The sequence below is a fragment of the Salinispora pacifica DSM 45544 genome, from assembly GCF_000378845.1.
In the GTDB taxonomy this organism is placed as follows: domain Bacteria; phylum Actinomycetota; class Actinomycetes; order Mycobacteriales; family Micromonosporaceae; genus Micromonospora; species Micromonospora pacifica.
Map to the genome: position 1 here is coordinate 793,262 of NZ_KB905359.1, position 14,288 is coordinate 807,549.

Annotated in this window: 11 protein-coding genes and 2 pseudogenes; 2 read left to right on the forward strand and 11 right to left on the reverse strand. The window is 69.8% G+C overall.

Annotated features, from left to right (window positions below):
• Positions 1–18: 18 nt before the first annotated feature.
• Entirely contained in the window at positions 19–297 is a 279-nt protein-coding gene (locus tag SALPAC3_RS0103650; protein ID WP_018219914.1) for a DUF6069 family protein, read from the reverse strand.
• Between the two features lie 32 nt (positions 298–329).
• Here SALPAC3_RS0103650 and SALPAC3_RS0103655 point away from each other — a divergent pair, with 32 nt between their 5' ends.
• Positions 330–1,184 (forward strand): TrmH family RNA methyltransferase, encoded by an 855-nt coding sequence (locus SALPAC3_RS0103655; RefSeq protein WP_018219915.1) that lies wholly within the window; start codon positions 330–332, stop codon positions 1,182–1,184.
• Positions 1,185–1,346: 162 nt separating this feature from the next.
• Here SALPAC3_RS0103655 and SALPAC3_RS0103660 read toward each other — a convergent pair whose 3' ends face one another.
• From SALPAC3_RS0103660 to SALPAC3_RS0103700, 10 genes and pseudogenes are all read right to left on the reverse strand, one after another.
• Positions 1,347–2,213 carry an NmrA family NAD(P)-binding protein gene (locus SALPAC3_RS0103660; RefSeq protein WP_026185204.1) on the reverse strand — a complete coding sequence of 289 codons (867 nt, stop codon included), beginning with the start codon at positions 2,211–2,213 and terminating at the stop codon, positions 1,347–1,349.
• Between the two features lie 176 nt (positions 2,214–2,389).
• Entirely contained in the window at positions 2,390–3,673 is a 1,284-nt protein-coding gene (locus SALPAC3_RS0103665; protein ID WP_018219917.1) for a citrate synthase, read from the reverse strand.
• Between the two features lie 401 nt (positions 3,674–4,074).
• The gene (locus tag SALPAC3_RS0103670; protein WP_018219918.1) at positions 4,075–6,159 is read right to left on the reverse strand and encodes a sulfatase-like hydrolase/transferase; all 2,085 of its coding nucleotides are present in this window, start codon (positions 6,157–6,159) and stop codon (positions 4,075–4,077) included.
• The gene (locus SALPAC3_RS0103675; RefSeq protein WP_018219919.1) at positions 6,152–7,564 is read right to left on the reverse strand and encodes a class I SAM-dependent methyltransferase; all 1,413 of its coding nucleotides are present in this window, start codon (positions 7,562–7,564) and stop codon (positions 6,152–6,154) included. The genes SALPAC3_RS0103670 and SALPAC3_RS0103675 overlap by 8 nt, the downstream gene beginning before the upstream one ends.
• 4 nt (positions 7,565–7,568) lie before the next feature.
• Complete coding sequence (locus tag SALPAC3_RS28240; protein WP_018219920.1) at positions 7,569–7,718, reverse strand: hypothetical protein; 150 nt, start codon at positions 7,716–7,718, stop codon at positions 7,569–7,571.
• Positions 7,719–7,869: 151 nt separating this feature from the next.
• The gene (locus tag SALPAC3_RS0103685) at positions 7,870–9,114 is read right to left on the reverse strand and encodes a bifunctional glycosyltransferase family 2/GtrA family protein (protein ID WP_018219921.1); all 1,245 of its coding nucleotides are present in this window, start codon (positions 9,112–9,114) and stop codon (positions 7,870–7,872) included.
• Positions 9,111–9,434 (reverse strand): annotated as a pseudogene (locus SALPAC3_RS29485) (mannosyltransferase YkcB-related protein); the annotation flags it as partial. The pseudogene SALPAC3_RS29485 and the gene SALPAC3_RS0103685, both read right to left, overlap by 4 nt.
• Before the next feature lie 1,089 nt (positions 9,435–10,523).
• A pseudogene (locus tag SALPAC3_RS29340) lies at positions 10,524–11,261 on the reverse strand (glycosyltransferase family 39 protein); the annotation flags it as partial.
• Between the two features lie 45 nt (positions 11,262–11,306).
• On the reverse strand, positions 11,307–12,740 hold the full coding sequence (locus SALPAC3_RS0103695) for a sensor histidine kinase (protein ID WP_026185205.1): 1,434 nt from the start codon (positions 12,738–12,740) through the stop codon (positions 11,307–11,309).
• A gap of 22 nt (positions 12,741–12,762) precedes the next feature.
• Positions 12,763–13,509: a response regulator transcription factor gene (locus SALPAC3_RS0103700; protein WP_018219924.1), complete on the reverse strand. Its 747-nt coding sequence runs from the start codon at positions 13,507–13,509 to the stop codon at positions 12,763–12,765.
• A 206-nt stretch (positions 13,510–13,715) separates the two neighbouring features.
• Between SALPAC3_RS0103700 and SALPAC3_RS0103705 the strand changes: the two genes are divergently transcribed.
• The gene (locus tag SALPAC3_RS0103705) at positions 13,716–14,144 is read left to right on the forward strand and encodes an OsmC family protein (RefSeq protein WP_018219925.1); all 429 of its coding nucleotides are present in this window, start codon (positions 13,716–13,718) and stop codon (positions 14,142–14,144) included.
• The last annotated feature ends 144 nt before the right edge of the window (positions 14,145–14,288 follow it).

The following is a 14,288-nucleotide window of genomic DNA, read 5'->3' on the forward strand; positions in this document are numbered from 1 at the left end:
ATCCCGGTCGAATTCGGATCACCGGCCAGCGACTCTCGGAGAGGTGCTGCGTAACACGGCAATGAGGACCGCCGCGACAGTGGTGTGCATCAGCGCCAGGGTGATCCGGGAGCCGGTGGGGATGCCGGTGCCGAGCAGCGGGCCGCCGTAGGAGATGACCAGTACGCTCAGGGCGATCGCCGTCCAGGCCGTACGGGCGGCTCGGGTGAGTCGCTCCAGTACCGCCCGGAGGGCCCAGCCCACCAGCGACGCGCACAGGGACGTGAGGACGACGGCGCCGAGTGAGACCGCCTCCACGACGATGGGCGCAGCGAGGAGGCACTGAGCACATGGCGAGAACAATCAGGGTCAGCACCCGAAACGCGACCTTTCAGCAGTGGCAGGCCCTGCTGACCAATCGCACCAAACGCCAGCGTGCGGGGGAATTCGTGGTCCAGGGAGTCCGGCCCATCACCCTCGCCGTCGAGCACGGTTGGCAGGTCCGTGCCCTGCTGTATCCCGCCGGGCAGAGCCTCTCCCGATGGAGTCGAGACCTGCTGGACCGGGTCGGCGGGGCCAGCCCGGTCGCGGTGTCGCCGGAGCTGCTGGGTGAGCTCGGGGGCAAGGACGAGGAGCCACCAGAGTTACTCGCGGTGGTCGGGCTCCCCGAGGACCGACTGCAGCGCATACCGCACTCGGCCAACATGCTGGTGATGGCCTTCGACCGACCGACCGCTCCCGGCAACATTGGTTCGCTGGTTCGGTCCGCGGATGCGTTCGGAGCCGCTGGCGTGGTCATCACCGGGCATGCGGCCGACCCCTACGATCCCAAGTCCGTGCGCGCGAGTACCGGGTCGTTGTTCACCGTGCCGGTGGTGCGCGTGCCGAGCCATCGTGCGGTGCTGGACTGGGCCGACTCGCTGCGCGCTGCCCGCATCCCCATCGAGATCGTCGGCACCGACGAAAACGGTGCGGTGGAGATCGCCGCGCACGACCTCACCGGCCCAAAGCTCATCGCGGTGGGGAACGAGACGCGCGGACTCAGCACGGCATGGCGGCAGTCCTGCGACCGTACGCTTCAGATCCCGATCACCGGCGCCGCCAGTTCCCTGAACGCCGCCGCCGCGGCGACCGTCGTGTTGTACGAGGCCGCACGGCAACGATCAGCGTCGGCCGCCGGCGGGATGGCTCAACCACGCCCGTAGCGGCGGGCGACAAGATACGCGACCAGCAGCACTCGTGCTGCCACAAGGACGCGATCGCGCGCTCCGCGCCCCGCCCCGCCAGCGGATGTCACCGCTGCGGGGCGGGGTGGTACAGCAGGCCCGGCAAGCCGAGGGGCGACGGGACTCCGCCACCGCGTCGACTCAGGCGCGTACCTGCGTGAGCCAGTCGGTGACGGAACGTGGAGCGAGACCAAGCAGCCGCTGGGCGCTGTTCTCCTCGGCGATGGTGTTCCCGGCCTGGGCGTTCAACAGCTCGTACAGGCCCACCACGCCGGCGCTGGCACCGGCACCGAAGAGCGGGGTGATGAGATCGCCGAACGCGGCCGGTGTGATGGCCTCGTAGCGCACGTCCGTCCCCAGGTAGGTGGAGAATCCCGCGGCCAGGTCCGCCCCCGTCAGCCCAGGTCGATGCCCGACCGCGACCGTACCGGTGGTAACGGTCGCGTCGGTCAGGAGCCGGGTGACGATGTCCGCGACGTCCAGGTGGGAACTCCACGACACGGCGTAATTCTCCGGAAGCGGATAGCGCAGGACCCCCTCCGCACGTACGGGCCCCATGACGACGGGCAGTAGCAGATTTTCCAGGTAAAGGCGCGGAGCAACGACGGCCGTCGGGACGCCACTCGCCTCGATGTCCCGGATGAGCTGGACGACCGGCGTCTCCGGCGCCGCTTGGAGCGGCGTCCCCGGCTGGTCAACGATCTGACCGCTGGTGGAGATGACCAGTCGGGGAGGTCGGGCCGTGGCGACCGCCGCGGCGACCGCTTTGGCGTAGGTTCCCAGATCGGTCGGCGCCCCCAACGGAAGGTGGACGAACACACCGCCCGCACCGGTGTAGGTCGCCGCCAACGAGTCGGCGTCCGCCAGGTCGACCGTGGCCGAGGCGAATCCGTCCGGCACCGTGGTGACGTCCCGCACCGCCGCGACTGCGCGCCGGCCCGCCGCTTGGAGAGCGGACAGAACAGGAAAACCCTGGGCGCCAGTAGCGCCATGCACGATATAAGACATCCCGAAATTAACGCATATGTCTGTACAGTCACGCCAGTTCGGGCAGGGTGTCCGCCGAGCTGCGGCCAGCTCACGGGTGTCCGGCAGTCCCGACATCCGCCGACAGCCGGCAGTCACTGACACCAACCACGGGTCAACGACTGCCGGCTGGGTAACTTAGCGAGAGTCCACTCCGCTCAGCGCTGCTCGAGGTTGACGTAGTCGCGCTGGGCGGCACCGGTGTAGATCTGCCGCGGACGGCCGATCTTCGTCTCCGGGTCCTTGATCATCTCACGCCACTGGGCGATCCAGCCGGGGAGCCGCCCCAGCGCGAACAGCACCGTGAACATCTTCGTCGGGAAGCCCATGGCCTTGTAGATCAGGCCGGTGTAGAAGTCCACGTTCGGGTAGAGCCGGCGGGAGACGAAGAAGTCGTCGGCGAGCGCGATCTCCTCCAGCTCCATCGCGAGGTCCAGCATCGGGTCCGAGATGGACATCCGACCGAGCACGTCCTGGGCGGCCTTCTTCACGATGGCGGCCCGAGGGTCGTAGTTCTTGTAGACCCGGTGGCCGAAGCCCATCAGCTTCGCACCGGCCTGCCGGTCCTTGACCCGCCGCACGAAGGAGCGGACATCGCCACCGTCAGCGCGGATCGTCTCCAGCATCTCCAACACGGCCTGGTTCGCACCGCCGTGCAGCGGACCGAAGAGGGCGTTCACCCCGGCCGAGACGGAGGCGAAGAGGTTGGCGTTGCTGGAACCCACCAGCCGTACGGTCGAGGTGGAGCAGTTCTGCTCGTGGTCGGCGTGCAGGATGAACAGCATGTCCAGCACCCGAGCCACCACCGGGTCAACCTCGTACGGCTCGGCCGGCACGCCGAAGGTCATCCGGAGGAAGTTCTCCACGTACCCGAGGGAGTTCTCCGGGTAGAGCAGCGGCTGGCCGATCGACTTCTTGTAGGCGTACGAGGCGATGGTCGGCACCTTCGCCATCAGCCGGACCGTCGACATCTCCACATGATCGTCGTCGAACGGGTCAAGGCTGTCCTGGTAGAAGGTGGAGATGGCGCTGACCGCCGAGGAGAGCACCGCCATCGGGTGCGCGTCCCGGGGGAAGCCGTCGAAGAACCGACGCATCTCCTCGTGCAGCAACGAGTGCCGCCGGATCCGCTCGGTGAACTCGATCAGCTGCTGCTGGGTGGGGAGTTCGCCGTAGATCAGCAGATATGAGACCTCCAGGAAGGAGGACTTCTCCGCCAGCTGCTCGATCGGGTAGCCACGGTAGCGCAGGATCCCCGCGTCGCCGTCGATGTAGGTGATCGCGGACGAGCAGGCGGCGGTGTTCACGAAGCCAGGATCATAGGTCGTCATCCCGGTCTGCTTGAGCAGCTGGCTGACCCCGATGCCGGCGGGACCCTCGATCGCCGTGTTCACCGGCATCGACAGCTGCCCACCGGGGTGATCGAGCTTGACTTCCGTCATGTGCGTCCTCGCTTCGCCGACAGGTCTTCTTCGTTGAATTTCCTTCGCTTTACCGTATTCGTGCTTCCCAGGACACCGCCCGCGGTGGTTCGCCGGTGAGGGATGCGTCACCCATTTCCCGGCCCCCGGCCCAGGAAACGCCGACCGGGTCTCCACCCCAAGCCGAGGAGTCAGCCGAGGCAGGACAGGACAGCACGAAATCACTGGACGACGAATTTTGGCGAAGATCGCCGCAGAACACCGTAAATGGCCTGATGCAGGCCGAGCGAAGCAGGTTGGAGCGGCCAAACGCTGGCGACCCGCGGCCAGCAGAACGAGGCCGAGGCCACCGGTCAGCGACCAGCAACCAGCGACCAGCGACCAGCGACCAGCGACCAGCGACCAGCGACCAGCGACCAGCGTCAGGAAAGCGCGAGCCGGGTCAGCGTGCCATCGGGGGCGACGAGGAAGAGATCAAGCTGGTTGGTTCCCGGCTGAAAAAACCGATCATCATCGATCAGGGCGGCGAACCGGCGCCCGCCCTCGTCCCGGCCAACCACCGGAACCACGGCGGCGACCCGGTCGTTGACGGCCACCGCCAGTGGGGTGCCATCGGGGACCTCGTCGGGCAGGTCACCCCAGACCAACGCGGGTAGCAGGCCCTGGTCCGGATCCACCTCCCGGAAGGCAGCCAGGTTCTCGACCTGGGCCACCCCCGCCGTCGGCTGTTCCGGCACCGTGCTGCCGATCAGCGAGTGCGGCGCGGCCGGCGGCGCGACGGTGGGTACGCCACCGTCGATCGGGATCGGCTGGGCGGGCCGGTCATAGAAGACCTTACTTGCCTGCGCCCGGGGCGCCTCCCGCGCCGACAAACCGTCGACCGCCCAGGGCAGCCGGATCGCCGCCTCGTCCGCGAGGGTGGGCAACAGATCGACGTGCTGCCAGTCCCGGTCGTCGACCCGGCCGGTGCGTTGCCCGGGATACTTGACAAACAGCGGCACCCACGCCACCTCGTCGGCGGCGACCTCGATCGCGCCCATCCCCCGCCCCGGCGCCCCCTCGGTGAAGCTCACCCCGTGGTCGGCGGTGACCACCAACAGGGCGTCGTCGTAGAGTCCGGTGGCGCGCAGCGTACGCAGGGTCTCGCCGATCAGCCGGTCGGTGTAGCCGAGTTGGGCCAGGTGGCGCTGACGGGCCAACTCCGCCCAGCCCTCCCCGTCGTTCGGGAAGTCCTCCGGCGCCACGTAGCGCATCCCCGAGGGCAGATACGCCCATGGCGAATGCGGCATCAGCAGGTGCAGGAAGTGCAGGGTGGGCCCGTCAGACGGCCGGAGCCCGGCGAGGAAGCTACTGAACCGGGCCGGTTGGTTGTCACTCAACCGGTCCCAGCGAAACGTCGGATCCTCCGGGATCGGCTCGGCCGCGTCGAGGCCAACCTCAGCGGCGGTCTGCTCCCGGTAGGAGTCCGCCGGGTCAACCCGGCTCTCTGTTGGCGCGGATATCCGCGCCAGCAACTTCGCGCTCTCCCGAGCCAGTACCCCCATCCCCTGCTCCCGACCCAGCGGCGTCTCACAGCGGCTGGGCGGGCAGAGGCGGGCGATGCTCTCCTCGGCACGGATGTCGTAGAGGCCACCGAAGGCAGTGAACAGGTTGTCCGGATGGTGCGAATAGTGGGGAGCTGCCCCGGTGTCCGGATAGCGGCCGGTCAACATCGCCGGCAACGCGTACGGCGTCCACCCGCTGACCCCGGTCGCGTTCCGGTACCAGGTCGAGCCGGCGGCCAGCTCAGCGAAGTGCGGGAACCGGTCCGCGTCGATCTGCCCGTCCGGGTCAAGCAGGGAGACCAGGGGCAGTTCGTCGAGGACCAGGAGTACCACCGGCGGATGGCCACCAGCGCGGGCCAGCCCGACGGTGCCGCCGTCCCAGCGCGGCAACACCACCGCCGAAGTGGGCGACACGAGCAGGAACAGCGCGACGAAGACCACTGGCCCGAGCGCCGCGACCCGTAGCACGCGGGCCGGAGCACGCCACCGTCGGTAGGCCACCGTCGCCGCCGCCGCGACGACAACCGCCAGCAGCAACAGCGGTACGCCCCGCAATGGTGTCGTGTGCCGTCCAACCTGCACGGCCAGCGCGGTGAGCAGGACACCCACGAGCAGCGTGTGGGTCAGCTCCCGGGTGGTACGGCCGGCGAGCCGCGACATCGCCGCGAGCGCGCCGACCGCGAGGGTCGGTACGATCGCGACCAGCACGACCAGCTGTACGATCTCGCCACGGCCGGCCCGGTGGAAGAGGAAGAAGTCCGGGCTCCGGCCGAGCACATCCAACAACGGCTGAGTAACCGCGAGCCCGAGCAGAGCGGCGAGCTCCAGCAGCCGGAACCCCTCCGCTCTCCAGCCACGCCGCGGCGCACCGTCCGGGTCCCCCGCTGCGCCGGCTCGTCGATCAGCGGCGCCGTCAACGCCCTCGGGTTGATCCGGTGTGGGCGCGGTGTCCGGGTCACCCACTCAGGACCACCCGGTACAGGGTCCGACTACCCGAGGGCAGACGAAGGCGTTCCTCAAGGTGACCGTGGGCAGCGAGCAGTCGCTCGAACTCGTCCCGGCGGTAGTGGGGGAAGGTGTCCTCCGGCTTGTTGGCCAACAGCCGACGGGCCATCGGATCCTCCGGGTGCACGAACTCCACCACCAGCCGCGTGCCCGGCCGACCGAAACCGGCCAACCACGCGACCACCTCCGGCAACGGGACGTTCCGTCCCACCGCGAGGTGGTGCACCACCGCCAGGGCGAGGACGACATCAGCCCGCGCCCGGTCACCGAAGGAGGCCCGCTCGATCCCCCGCCAGCCGCCGCCGGGTGACGGGTCGGCCAGATCCATCACCAACGGCAGAACCCGCTGCTCCCCCTCGGCCCGCAGCTCCCGGTAGAGCCGGTCAACCACCCCGGGGTCCTGTTCGACGGCGACGACGTACTCGGCGTGACGCGCGGCCAGGCGGGCGTACCGGCCGTCGTTGGTCCCGAGGTCGAGCGCCAGCCGGGTCGGGGGCCCGGCGGTGAGCGAAGCGGCGACGAAGCGCTCCTTGGTGGCCCGGTCCTCGGCGGTGTAGCCGCAGGTGCGCTGGTAGTCAATCCAGTGGCTGGCAGGCGGCGACCGGTCCAGCCGGCGGACGAGGCGGTGCAGACCGCGTACCGTGGCGACGGCGAGGTCCCGGGAGTAGCCGGCGTCGCGCAGCTGGTTGCGGACCTCGGCCGTACTGGATCGGGAGTTGCGTCGCTGCATCGCGTCGTGCAGGTGGACGTGGGTAAGCACGCCGGGGCGGAACCGGCGACGGCCGGTGAACAGACGACGAATCTGGTCCGCCTCGATCCCGTCGACCTGGGCCCGCAGCAACGGCTGAAAGTCCAGCCCCAGGTGGGCGCCGAGGAGCAACGGGTACAGCAGGGTCTGGCAGAACTGGCGGTAGCCGGCCCAGGGTTCACCGTCCTGGACCGGGGCGAAGGAGCCGATATCGATGAAGACCGGCTCCACGCCGCGCCACTGCAGGTTGTACGCCGAGCCGTCCTTGGTGGTGAAGCCCCCCGGTAGCGCCGCCTGGAGGATGTCCAGGTGCAGCAGGGCGGCGTCCCGCAGCATGCCGTGGGACCACTCGTACGGGTGGGAGACGAATGGGATGCGTTCGTGCCGGAGCACCGCGGACCAGCCCGGCGGCGCCGGGCTGGTCTCCACGGTGTCGCACACCTTGCCCTCGGCAAGTAGCGTCGCGAAGAAGTCGCTGCCGGCGAGGGACCGCCAGTCGGTGGCAGCCCGCTCGTCCAACCCGCGCAGCACGTCGTCGCCGCGGTGAAAGACCCGGTTCGCGGGGTCCCGGAAGGATCCTGGCTCGGCCCGGAGGTCGGGATATGCAGATGTCATGCGGTCAGTGCCGGTCGGTGGGCTGCTTGCGGAACCGGTTGACCAAGCGTCGCCAGTAGAGCTTGCCGGCCACCGCGACACCAGCTACCCCGCCAACCACCGCCTGCACGATCAGGCTGCCCGATCCCGCGTCCAGGTAGGCCAGATGATCCACTGGCTACTCCTTCCGATCTCGCCCCTCGGCCCACCAAACCGGGCGCACCGGGAGGGTGCTTCAATACGCTGAGGATGTATTCGGACACAGTACGCGCATGCAGGGCGCATTGCGGGTCATAACCACGCCAACATTCTGATTTGGTGGCGAATCAGCCCCGTCCGTCAGCGACCCGCCGGTGATGCATGGAATAGCGAAGCAGCACGAACCGCAACACCGTGGCGGCCAGGTTCGCAGCGACCAGCACCGCCAACTCCACCGTCCGGGTCGGAGCCGCGACCACGGCGTGTAGCAACGCGAGCGAACCACTGGTCAGCGCCAGGCCGAGCCCGAAGACCACCAGGCCCTGCAGGTGGTGCCGACCGGCGCGCCACCGACCGGTGATCCCGAAGGTCAGCCGCCGATTCGCCGCTGTGTTGGCTACCGCGGTGACCAGCAGCGACAGCAGGTTTGCCGGCTGGGCACCGAGGACGCCACGGGTGGCGACGTACAGCAGCAGGTAGGCCACCGTGCTGGCCACCCCGACCAGGGCGAACCGGCCCAGCTGTCGCGGCAGCCCCACCGGCACTCGAGCTGGCGGCGGTGCGAGCGGGGCCCGTCCGAACTGGTCACGCAGGTGCCGCAACGGCAGCGCGCCGGTGACCAGGGCCCGGCCCAGCCGGCCAATACCACGCAGGTCGGCCAGCGCGGTTGCCAACACATCCACCCGACTGTCCGGATCATCCACCCAGTCCACCGGAACCTCGTGGATGCGGAGGCCAGCCCGCTGGGCCAGCACCAGCAACTCGGTGTCGAAGAACCACTCGGTGTCTCGCACCAACGGCAGCAGTTGGGCCGCCACGTCAGCCCGGATCGCCTTGAAGCCACACTGGGCATCGGAGAATCGAACGGCGAGGATTCCCCGCAGCAACAGGTTGTAGCCCCGCGAGATCACCTCCCGCTTCGCACCCCGAACCACTCGTGAGGTACGGGCAAGCCGGGTGCCGATAGCCAGGTCCGAGTGGCCGGAGATGAGCGGCGCCACCAGTGGCAACAGCGCCGCCAGATCAGTAGACAGGTCGACATCCATGTACACGAGCACCGGCGCGGGTGAGGCCGACCAGGCGGCCCGAAGTGCCCGCCCACGCCCCTTGGCGTCCAGATGTAGCACCTCGACGCCGGCGAGGTCGACGGCGAGTGACCGGGCTACGTCCAACGTGCCGTCGACGCTGGCGTTGTCCGCGATCGTGATCCGGAACGGATACGGGACATTCGCGCGTAGGTGTGCGTGCAGCCGCCGCACACACGGCCCAAGGTCGGCCTCCTCGTTGTAGACGGGAATCACCACGTCCAGGATGGGCGCGGTGGCGACCGGCCGGATCCACTCGGTGGCCCGGACCTCGGTTGTATCGATCATGCTTCCGCTACCTCGCTGCTCAGGTCGTAGATCGTGATTCCGTCCACGGTTCGCGCCTCGAACGTCTCCGCCACCCAGGCGGCGATCTCGGAGGAGGCGGAGCTGCCGCCGTTGGCGCCCCGGAAGCCACCCCCGCCGATGAACCAATGGATCTCTCCAGCAGTGACGTACTGCTGGAATTCGGCGACGGTCGGGGCGGGATCGGTGCCGTTGAAGCCACCCACGGGCAGCACCGGATCGCCGGTGGCCAGCTGGTAGCCGGCAGCGTTGTTCGCACCGACCGTGGCCGCGACCCAGGTGTAGCTGTCGCTGTCGAGTTCAAGGAGCTCGCGTAGTTGCGCACTGGGAACGCGGGCACCCAGTAGCCCGCCGTCACCGCCCGGCTGGCCGAGCTGGTGTGGCCCTCCGGGCCCACCGGACCCGTTCGGCCCGTCAGACCCACCAGGCTGACCCGGTTGGCGGTTGTCGAGCGCCATGCCGGGTTGCCGATCCGGCCCCTGCGGCAGCTGCCCGGCCCCAGGTGGCTGGCCCCCACCGGGAGGTTGGCCGGCACCGGCGGCGCCGGGGCCACGCCCTGCGCCGTCAGACCGGGCGCCGACCGCACGAGTCAGCTCCGGTCCCGCGGTGGGAACCCCACCGTTGTGCGCCGTCGCGGCGGCGTGTATCGAGTAGGCCACCGGCCCGGCGAGGGCCGCCGCGGCGCCCAGCGCAAGCCCCGCCACCACAACTGATCGGGGCAGCCGAGGAGAGAGCACCAACAGCGCCGCCGCCACGAGGCCACCCACCAAGACAGTGGTACGTAACCACGGATACCAGTCGGGGCTACGGGCCAGCAGCAGCCAGGACCACCCCGCGGTGACGGCCAGTGCCCCGGCCAAGATGGCGATGGCGGCGTGGGGCTGCCGATGCCAGACCGCGCCGAGCGGAGCGGAGCGGACCCGCCACAGGAGCGTGACCCCGATCCCGACCAGGGCGCCGACCGCCGGTGCCAGGGCCACGGTGTAGTACTCGTGGAAAATCCCGGACATGAAGCTGAAGATCGCCCCGGTGACCAGCAACCAGCCGCCCCAGAGCAGCAGCCCGGCGCGGGTCCGGTCGGTCCGCGGAGCCCGCCCGACCACCAGTAGACCGGTCGCGAGCAGGATCAACGCGGCGGGCAACAGCCAGGCGATCTGCCCGCCAACCTGGTTATCGAACATGCGCAACAGGCCGGTCCCGGCACCGAAGTCCCCTCCGCCGGGCCGCCCCACGCTGCCCTCCTCGCGGCCGGTGATGCGGCCGAGGCCGTTGTAGCCAAGGGTCAGCTCGAGGACACTGTTGGTCTGCGAGCCACCGACATACGGGCGAGCGCTGGCAGGGACCAGCTCGACAATGGCCACCCACCAACCCGCGGACAGCAGGACCGCGAGGCCGGCCCACAGGGTCTGGCGGATCCGCCGGCCGAGCCCGGTCGGCGCTGCCAGCAGGTAGACACCGGCGAGCACCGGTACCACCAAGAACGCCTGCAGCATCTTCGTGAGGAAGCCGAACCCGACCAGCACGCCGGCGAGTACGAGCCATCGGGTGGCGGCCGTCTCGACCGCCCGTACGGTGGCGTAGGCGGCGGCGACCAGCAGCAGCACCAGCAGCGCGTCCGGGTTGTTGAACCGGAACATCAGCGTGGCCACCGGCGTGACAGCGAGGACCGCACCAGCGATCAACCCTGCTGCCGGGCCGTGCCAACGCCGTACCGCGGCGTAGAGCACCGCGACCGCGGCCACCCCGCACAGCGCCTGCGGCAGCAGCACCGCCCAGCTGTTCAGGCCGAACAGCCGCACCGAGAGCGCCATCAGCCACAGCGCGGCGGGCGTCTTGTCAACGGTGATGGAGTTGGCGGCATCGAACGAGCCGTAGAAGAAGGCGGTCCAGTTCTGCGCGCCGGCCTGTGCCGCCGCCGCGTAGTAGGCGTTGGCCCAGCCGGAGACGTCAAGCCCCCACAGGTAGAGCCCGGCGGTGCTGAGCAGTAGCCCGCCGAGGCAGAGGCGGGCCCAGTGGGCCGACCGACGTGGCGTGGAGGTCGGCGCCGCCTCCGGTGCTACCAGCGGGGTCCGGGCGAAGCCCGCCGACGGAGCGGCACGGGACCCGTAGGTCGTCTCGATTCTGTCCATGGCGGGAAGCCTGGCCGGCCGGACTGCACGGCCCCCATGGGTCCGCTATGTCTCCGCTGTGGAATTCGGCAGTCGCACGGTGAACACGGTGCGACCGGGTCGGCTGCGCACCGAGACGGTTCCGTGGTGGGCGTCGACCACCGCGGCGACGATCGCGAGCCCCAGCCCGGTGCTGCCCTGCGACCGTGACCGCGAGCTGTCCCCACGCGCGAAGCGCTCGAAGACCTCCGGTTGAAGCTCCTCCGGGATACCCGGGCCGTCGTCGGCGACCCGAAGCACCGCGGCGTCCGGCTCGACCGCGAGGCTGGTGGTGACCGTGGTGCCAGCGGGGGTGTGCACCCGGGCATTGGCCAGCAGGTTGGCCAACGCCTGGTGCAGCCGGGCCGCGTCACCGGGCACGGCGATCTGCTGCTCCGGCAGGTCCAGTTGCCAGCGGTGCTCGGCCCCGGCGACATGCGCGTCACTGACCGCGTCCACGACCAGCACGGAGAGGTCCACCGACGCGACGGCGAGCGGGCGGCCCGAGTCGAGCCGGGCAAGCAGCAACAGATCCTCCACCAGACCGGTCATCCGGGTGCTCTCGGACTCGACGCGACGCAGGGCGTGCGCCACGTCGGGCGGCACCTGGTCCCGGCCTCGCCGGGCCACCTCCGCGTACCCCCGGATGGCCGCCAACGGGGTGCGCAGTTCGTGACTCGCGTCGGCGACGAACTGACGTACCCGTGTCTCGCTGGCCTGCCGCGCGGCGAGCGCGGCGGCGACGTGCCCGAGCATCCGGTTGAGCGCGGCGCCGACCTGGCCCACCTCGGTGCGGGTGTCGGTGTCGGCCCCCGGCACCCGCACCGGCAGCGTCACCGCACCCCGGTCCAACGGCAATTCGCTGACCTCGGCGGCCGTGGCGGCGACCCGCCGCAGTGGGCGGAGGGTGCGCCGGACCATCAGCGCGCCGGTGGTGCCGGCCACGATGAGCCCGGTGCCAGCGATACCAGCCTGCGCGACGACCATCCACATCACCGTCTCCTGCACCTCGGCGAGGGGGAGGGCGAACGCGGTCACCCGGCCGTCCGGCCATTGCTTGGCTATGGCCCGGTACTCTCCCTGATCCAGATCCACCGTGCGCGGCTCGGCGCCCGGCACCAGGCCACCCAACGCCGCCACCGTCTCGGACGCGATGCTCTTTCCACCGTTCTCCCGGACCTCGGTCTGGATGCGGGCCTCGGCGACCCGGCCATCCTGCAGGTCCGCGATGACCGACCCCACTCCCATTCCGACCGGGATCTTCAGGTCCTGCCACTCGCGCCGCCGCTCGGGAGGGGGAAAGCCCTGTGGTCCGGCATCGGCCTGGAGTTGCCGGTCGATTCGGTCGGTCAGGAAGTCCCGTAACGCGACGGTGGTGATCCCACCGATGCCGACGCTGACCGCGGCCAGCAGGCAGACCAGGATGACCACCAGCCGGGTCCGCAGCGACCGACCGGCCACCCACCGCCGCCAACCCACCCGTTCAGTCGGCGGGCTTGAGCACATAGCCTGCCCCGCGCAGGGTGTGGATCATCGGTGCACGGCCGACGTCGATCTTCTTACGGAGGTACGAGATGTACAGCTCCACCACGTTGGCCTGACCCCCGAAGTCGTAGTTCCAGACCCGGTCCAGGATCTGCGCCTTGCTGAGCACCCGACGCGGGTTACGCATGAGGTAGCGCAGCAGCTCGAACTCGGTGGCGGTCAGATTGATCAACTGCCCACCCCGACTCACCTCGTGGCTGTCCTCGTCAAGGGAGAGGTCACCGACGGTGAGCACCGCCTCCTGTCGGGCGGCGATCGCGAAGCCGGAACGGCGCAGCAGCGCCCGCAGGCGGGCGATCACCTCTTCCAGACTGAACGGCTTGGTCACATAGTCATCACCGCCGACGGTCAACCCGGCGATCCGGTCCTCGACCGCGTCCCGTGCGGTCAGGAAGAGCACCGGCACCGTCGGAGCCACCTCGCGCAGGCGACGCAGCACCGCGAAGCCGTCCAGGTCGGGCAGCATCACGTCGAGCACCACCGCGTCTGGCTGGAACTGGCGGGCCGTGCTCAACGCCGCCATCCCGTTGCCGGCCGTCCGCACCTGCCAGCCCTCGTAGCGCAGCGCCATCGACAGCAGGTCAGCCAGGGCGGATTCGTCGTCAACGACCAGGACCCGCACGGGCTGGCCGTCAGGGCGGCGGAGGTCAACCCGGGCTGGTCCCACCTGCTCGTTGGTCATCATGGCCCTCATCCTGGATGCTCCCGCTGTAGGGCGGTTGTGCGCTTCCTGTGCCCCCGCTGTGCAGGCTACTCGGACGCTCCCGGCAGGGGCCGAAACGAAACGACGAGCCCAGCCGACCCGCTGGCCGGAGCTGCTCCTCCGGGTTCGGAACACGGTTTCGCCGGCCGGACGCCGGGTAGCCCGGGGTGAGTGACGGGAGGAACACGATGTCCCAGCACAGCTCCTGGCTGAACGAGACAGCCACCGCGACGGCGGAGGGCGGGCACGTCCGTACCGAGGATGGTGGGCTCTCCACCGCCCTGGCATCCCCACTGGCTCCGCACTGCACCGGGCTGAGCCCGTCGCAGTTGCTCGCTGCCGCCTTCGCCTCCTGCCTGCACCATGCTGCGGTGGAAGCGGCCGGCGAGATCACCGACGAGGCACACACGGTCCAGGTGCGGGCCGAGGCGAAGCTCGGCCGCGACGACGACGGCCGGTACCGGGCCGACGTGAACGCCTCCATCTCGTCGGCCGGACTGACCCGCCAACAGCTGGCTGACCTGGTAGAGCACGCTGACCGACTCTGGCCCTTCTCCACCGAGGACGCGAGCCGACATCACCTGACGGTGGCGCTGACCGACAACGGCCGGCACTGACCCAGCCCACGTCGAACCGGAACTGTCGGGTCAGCACTCCGACCGACCCTGCACAACCGAACGCCGGAGCTGCCGCCAGCCGTTCGGAGGAGGGGTTCATCCATAGATCCACTCACCCAGCAAGATCAGAAACTTGCACCCTTC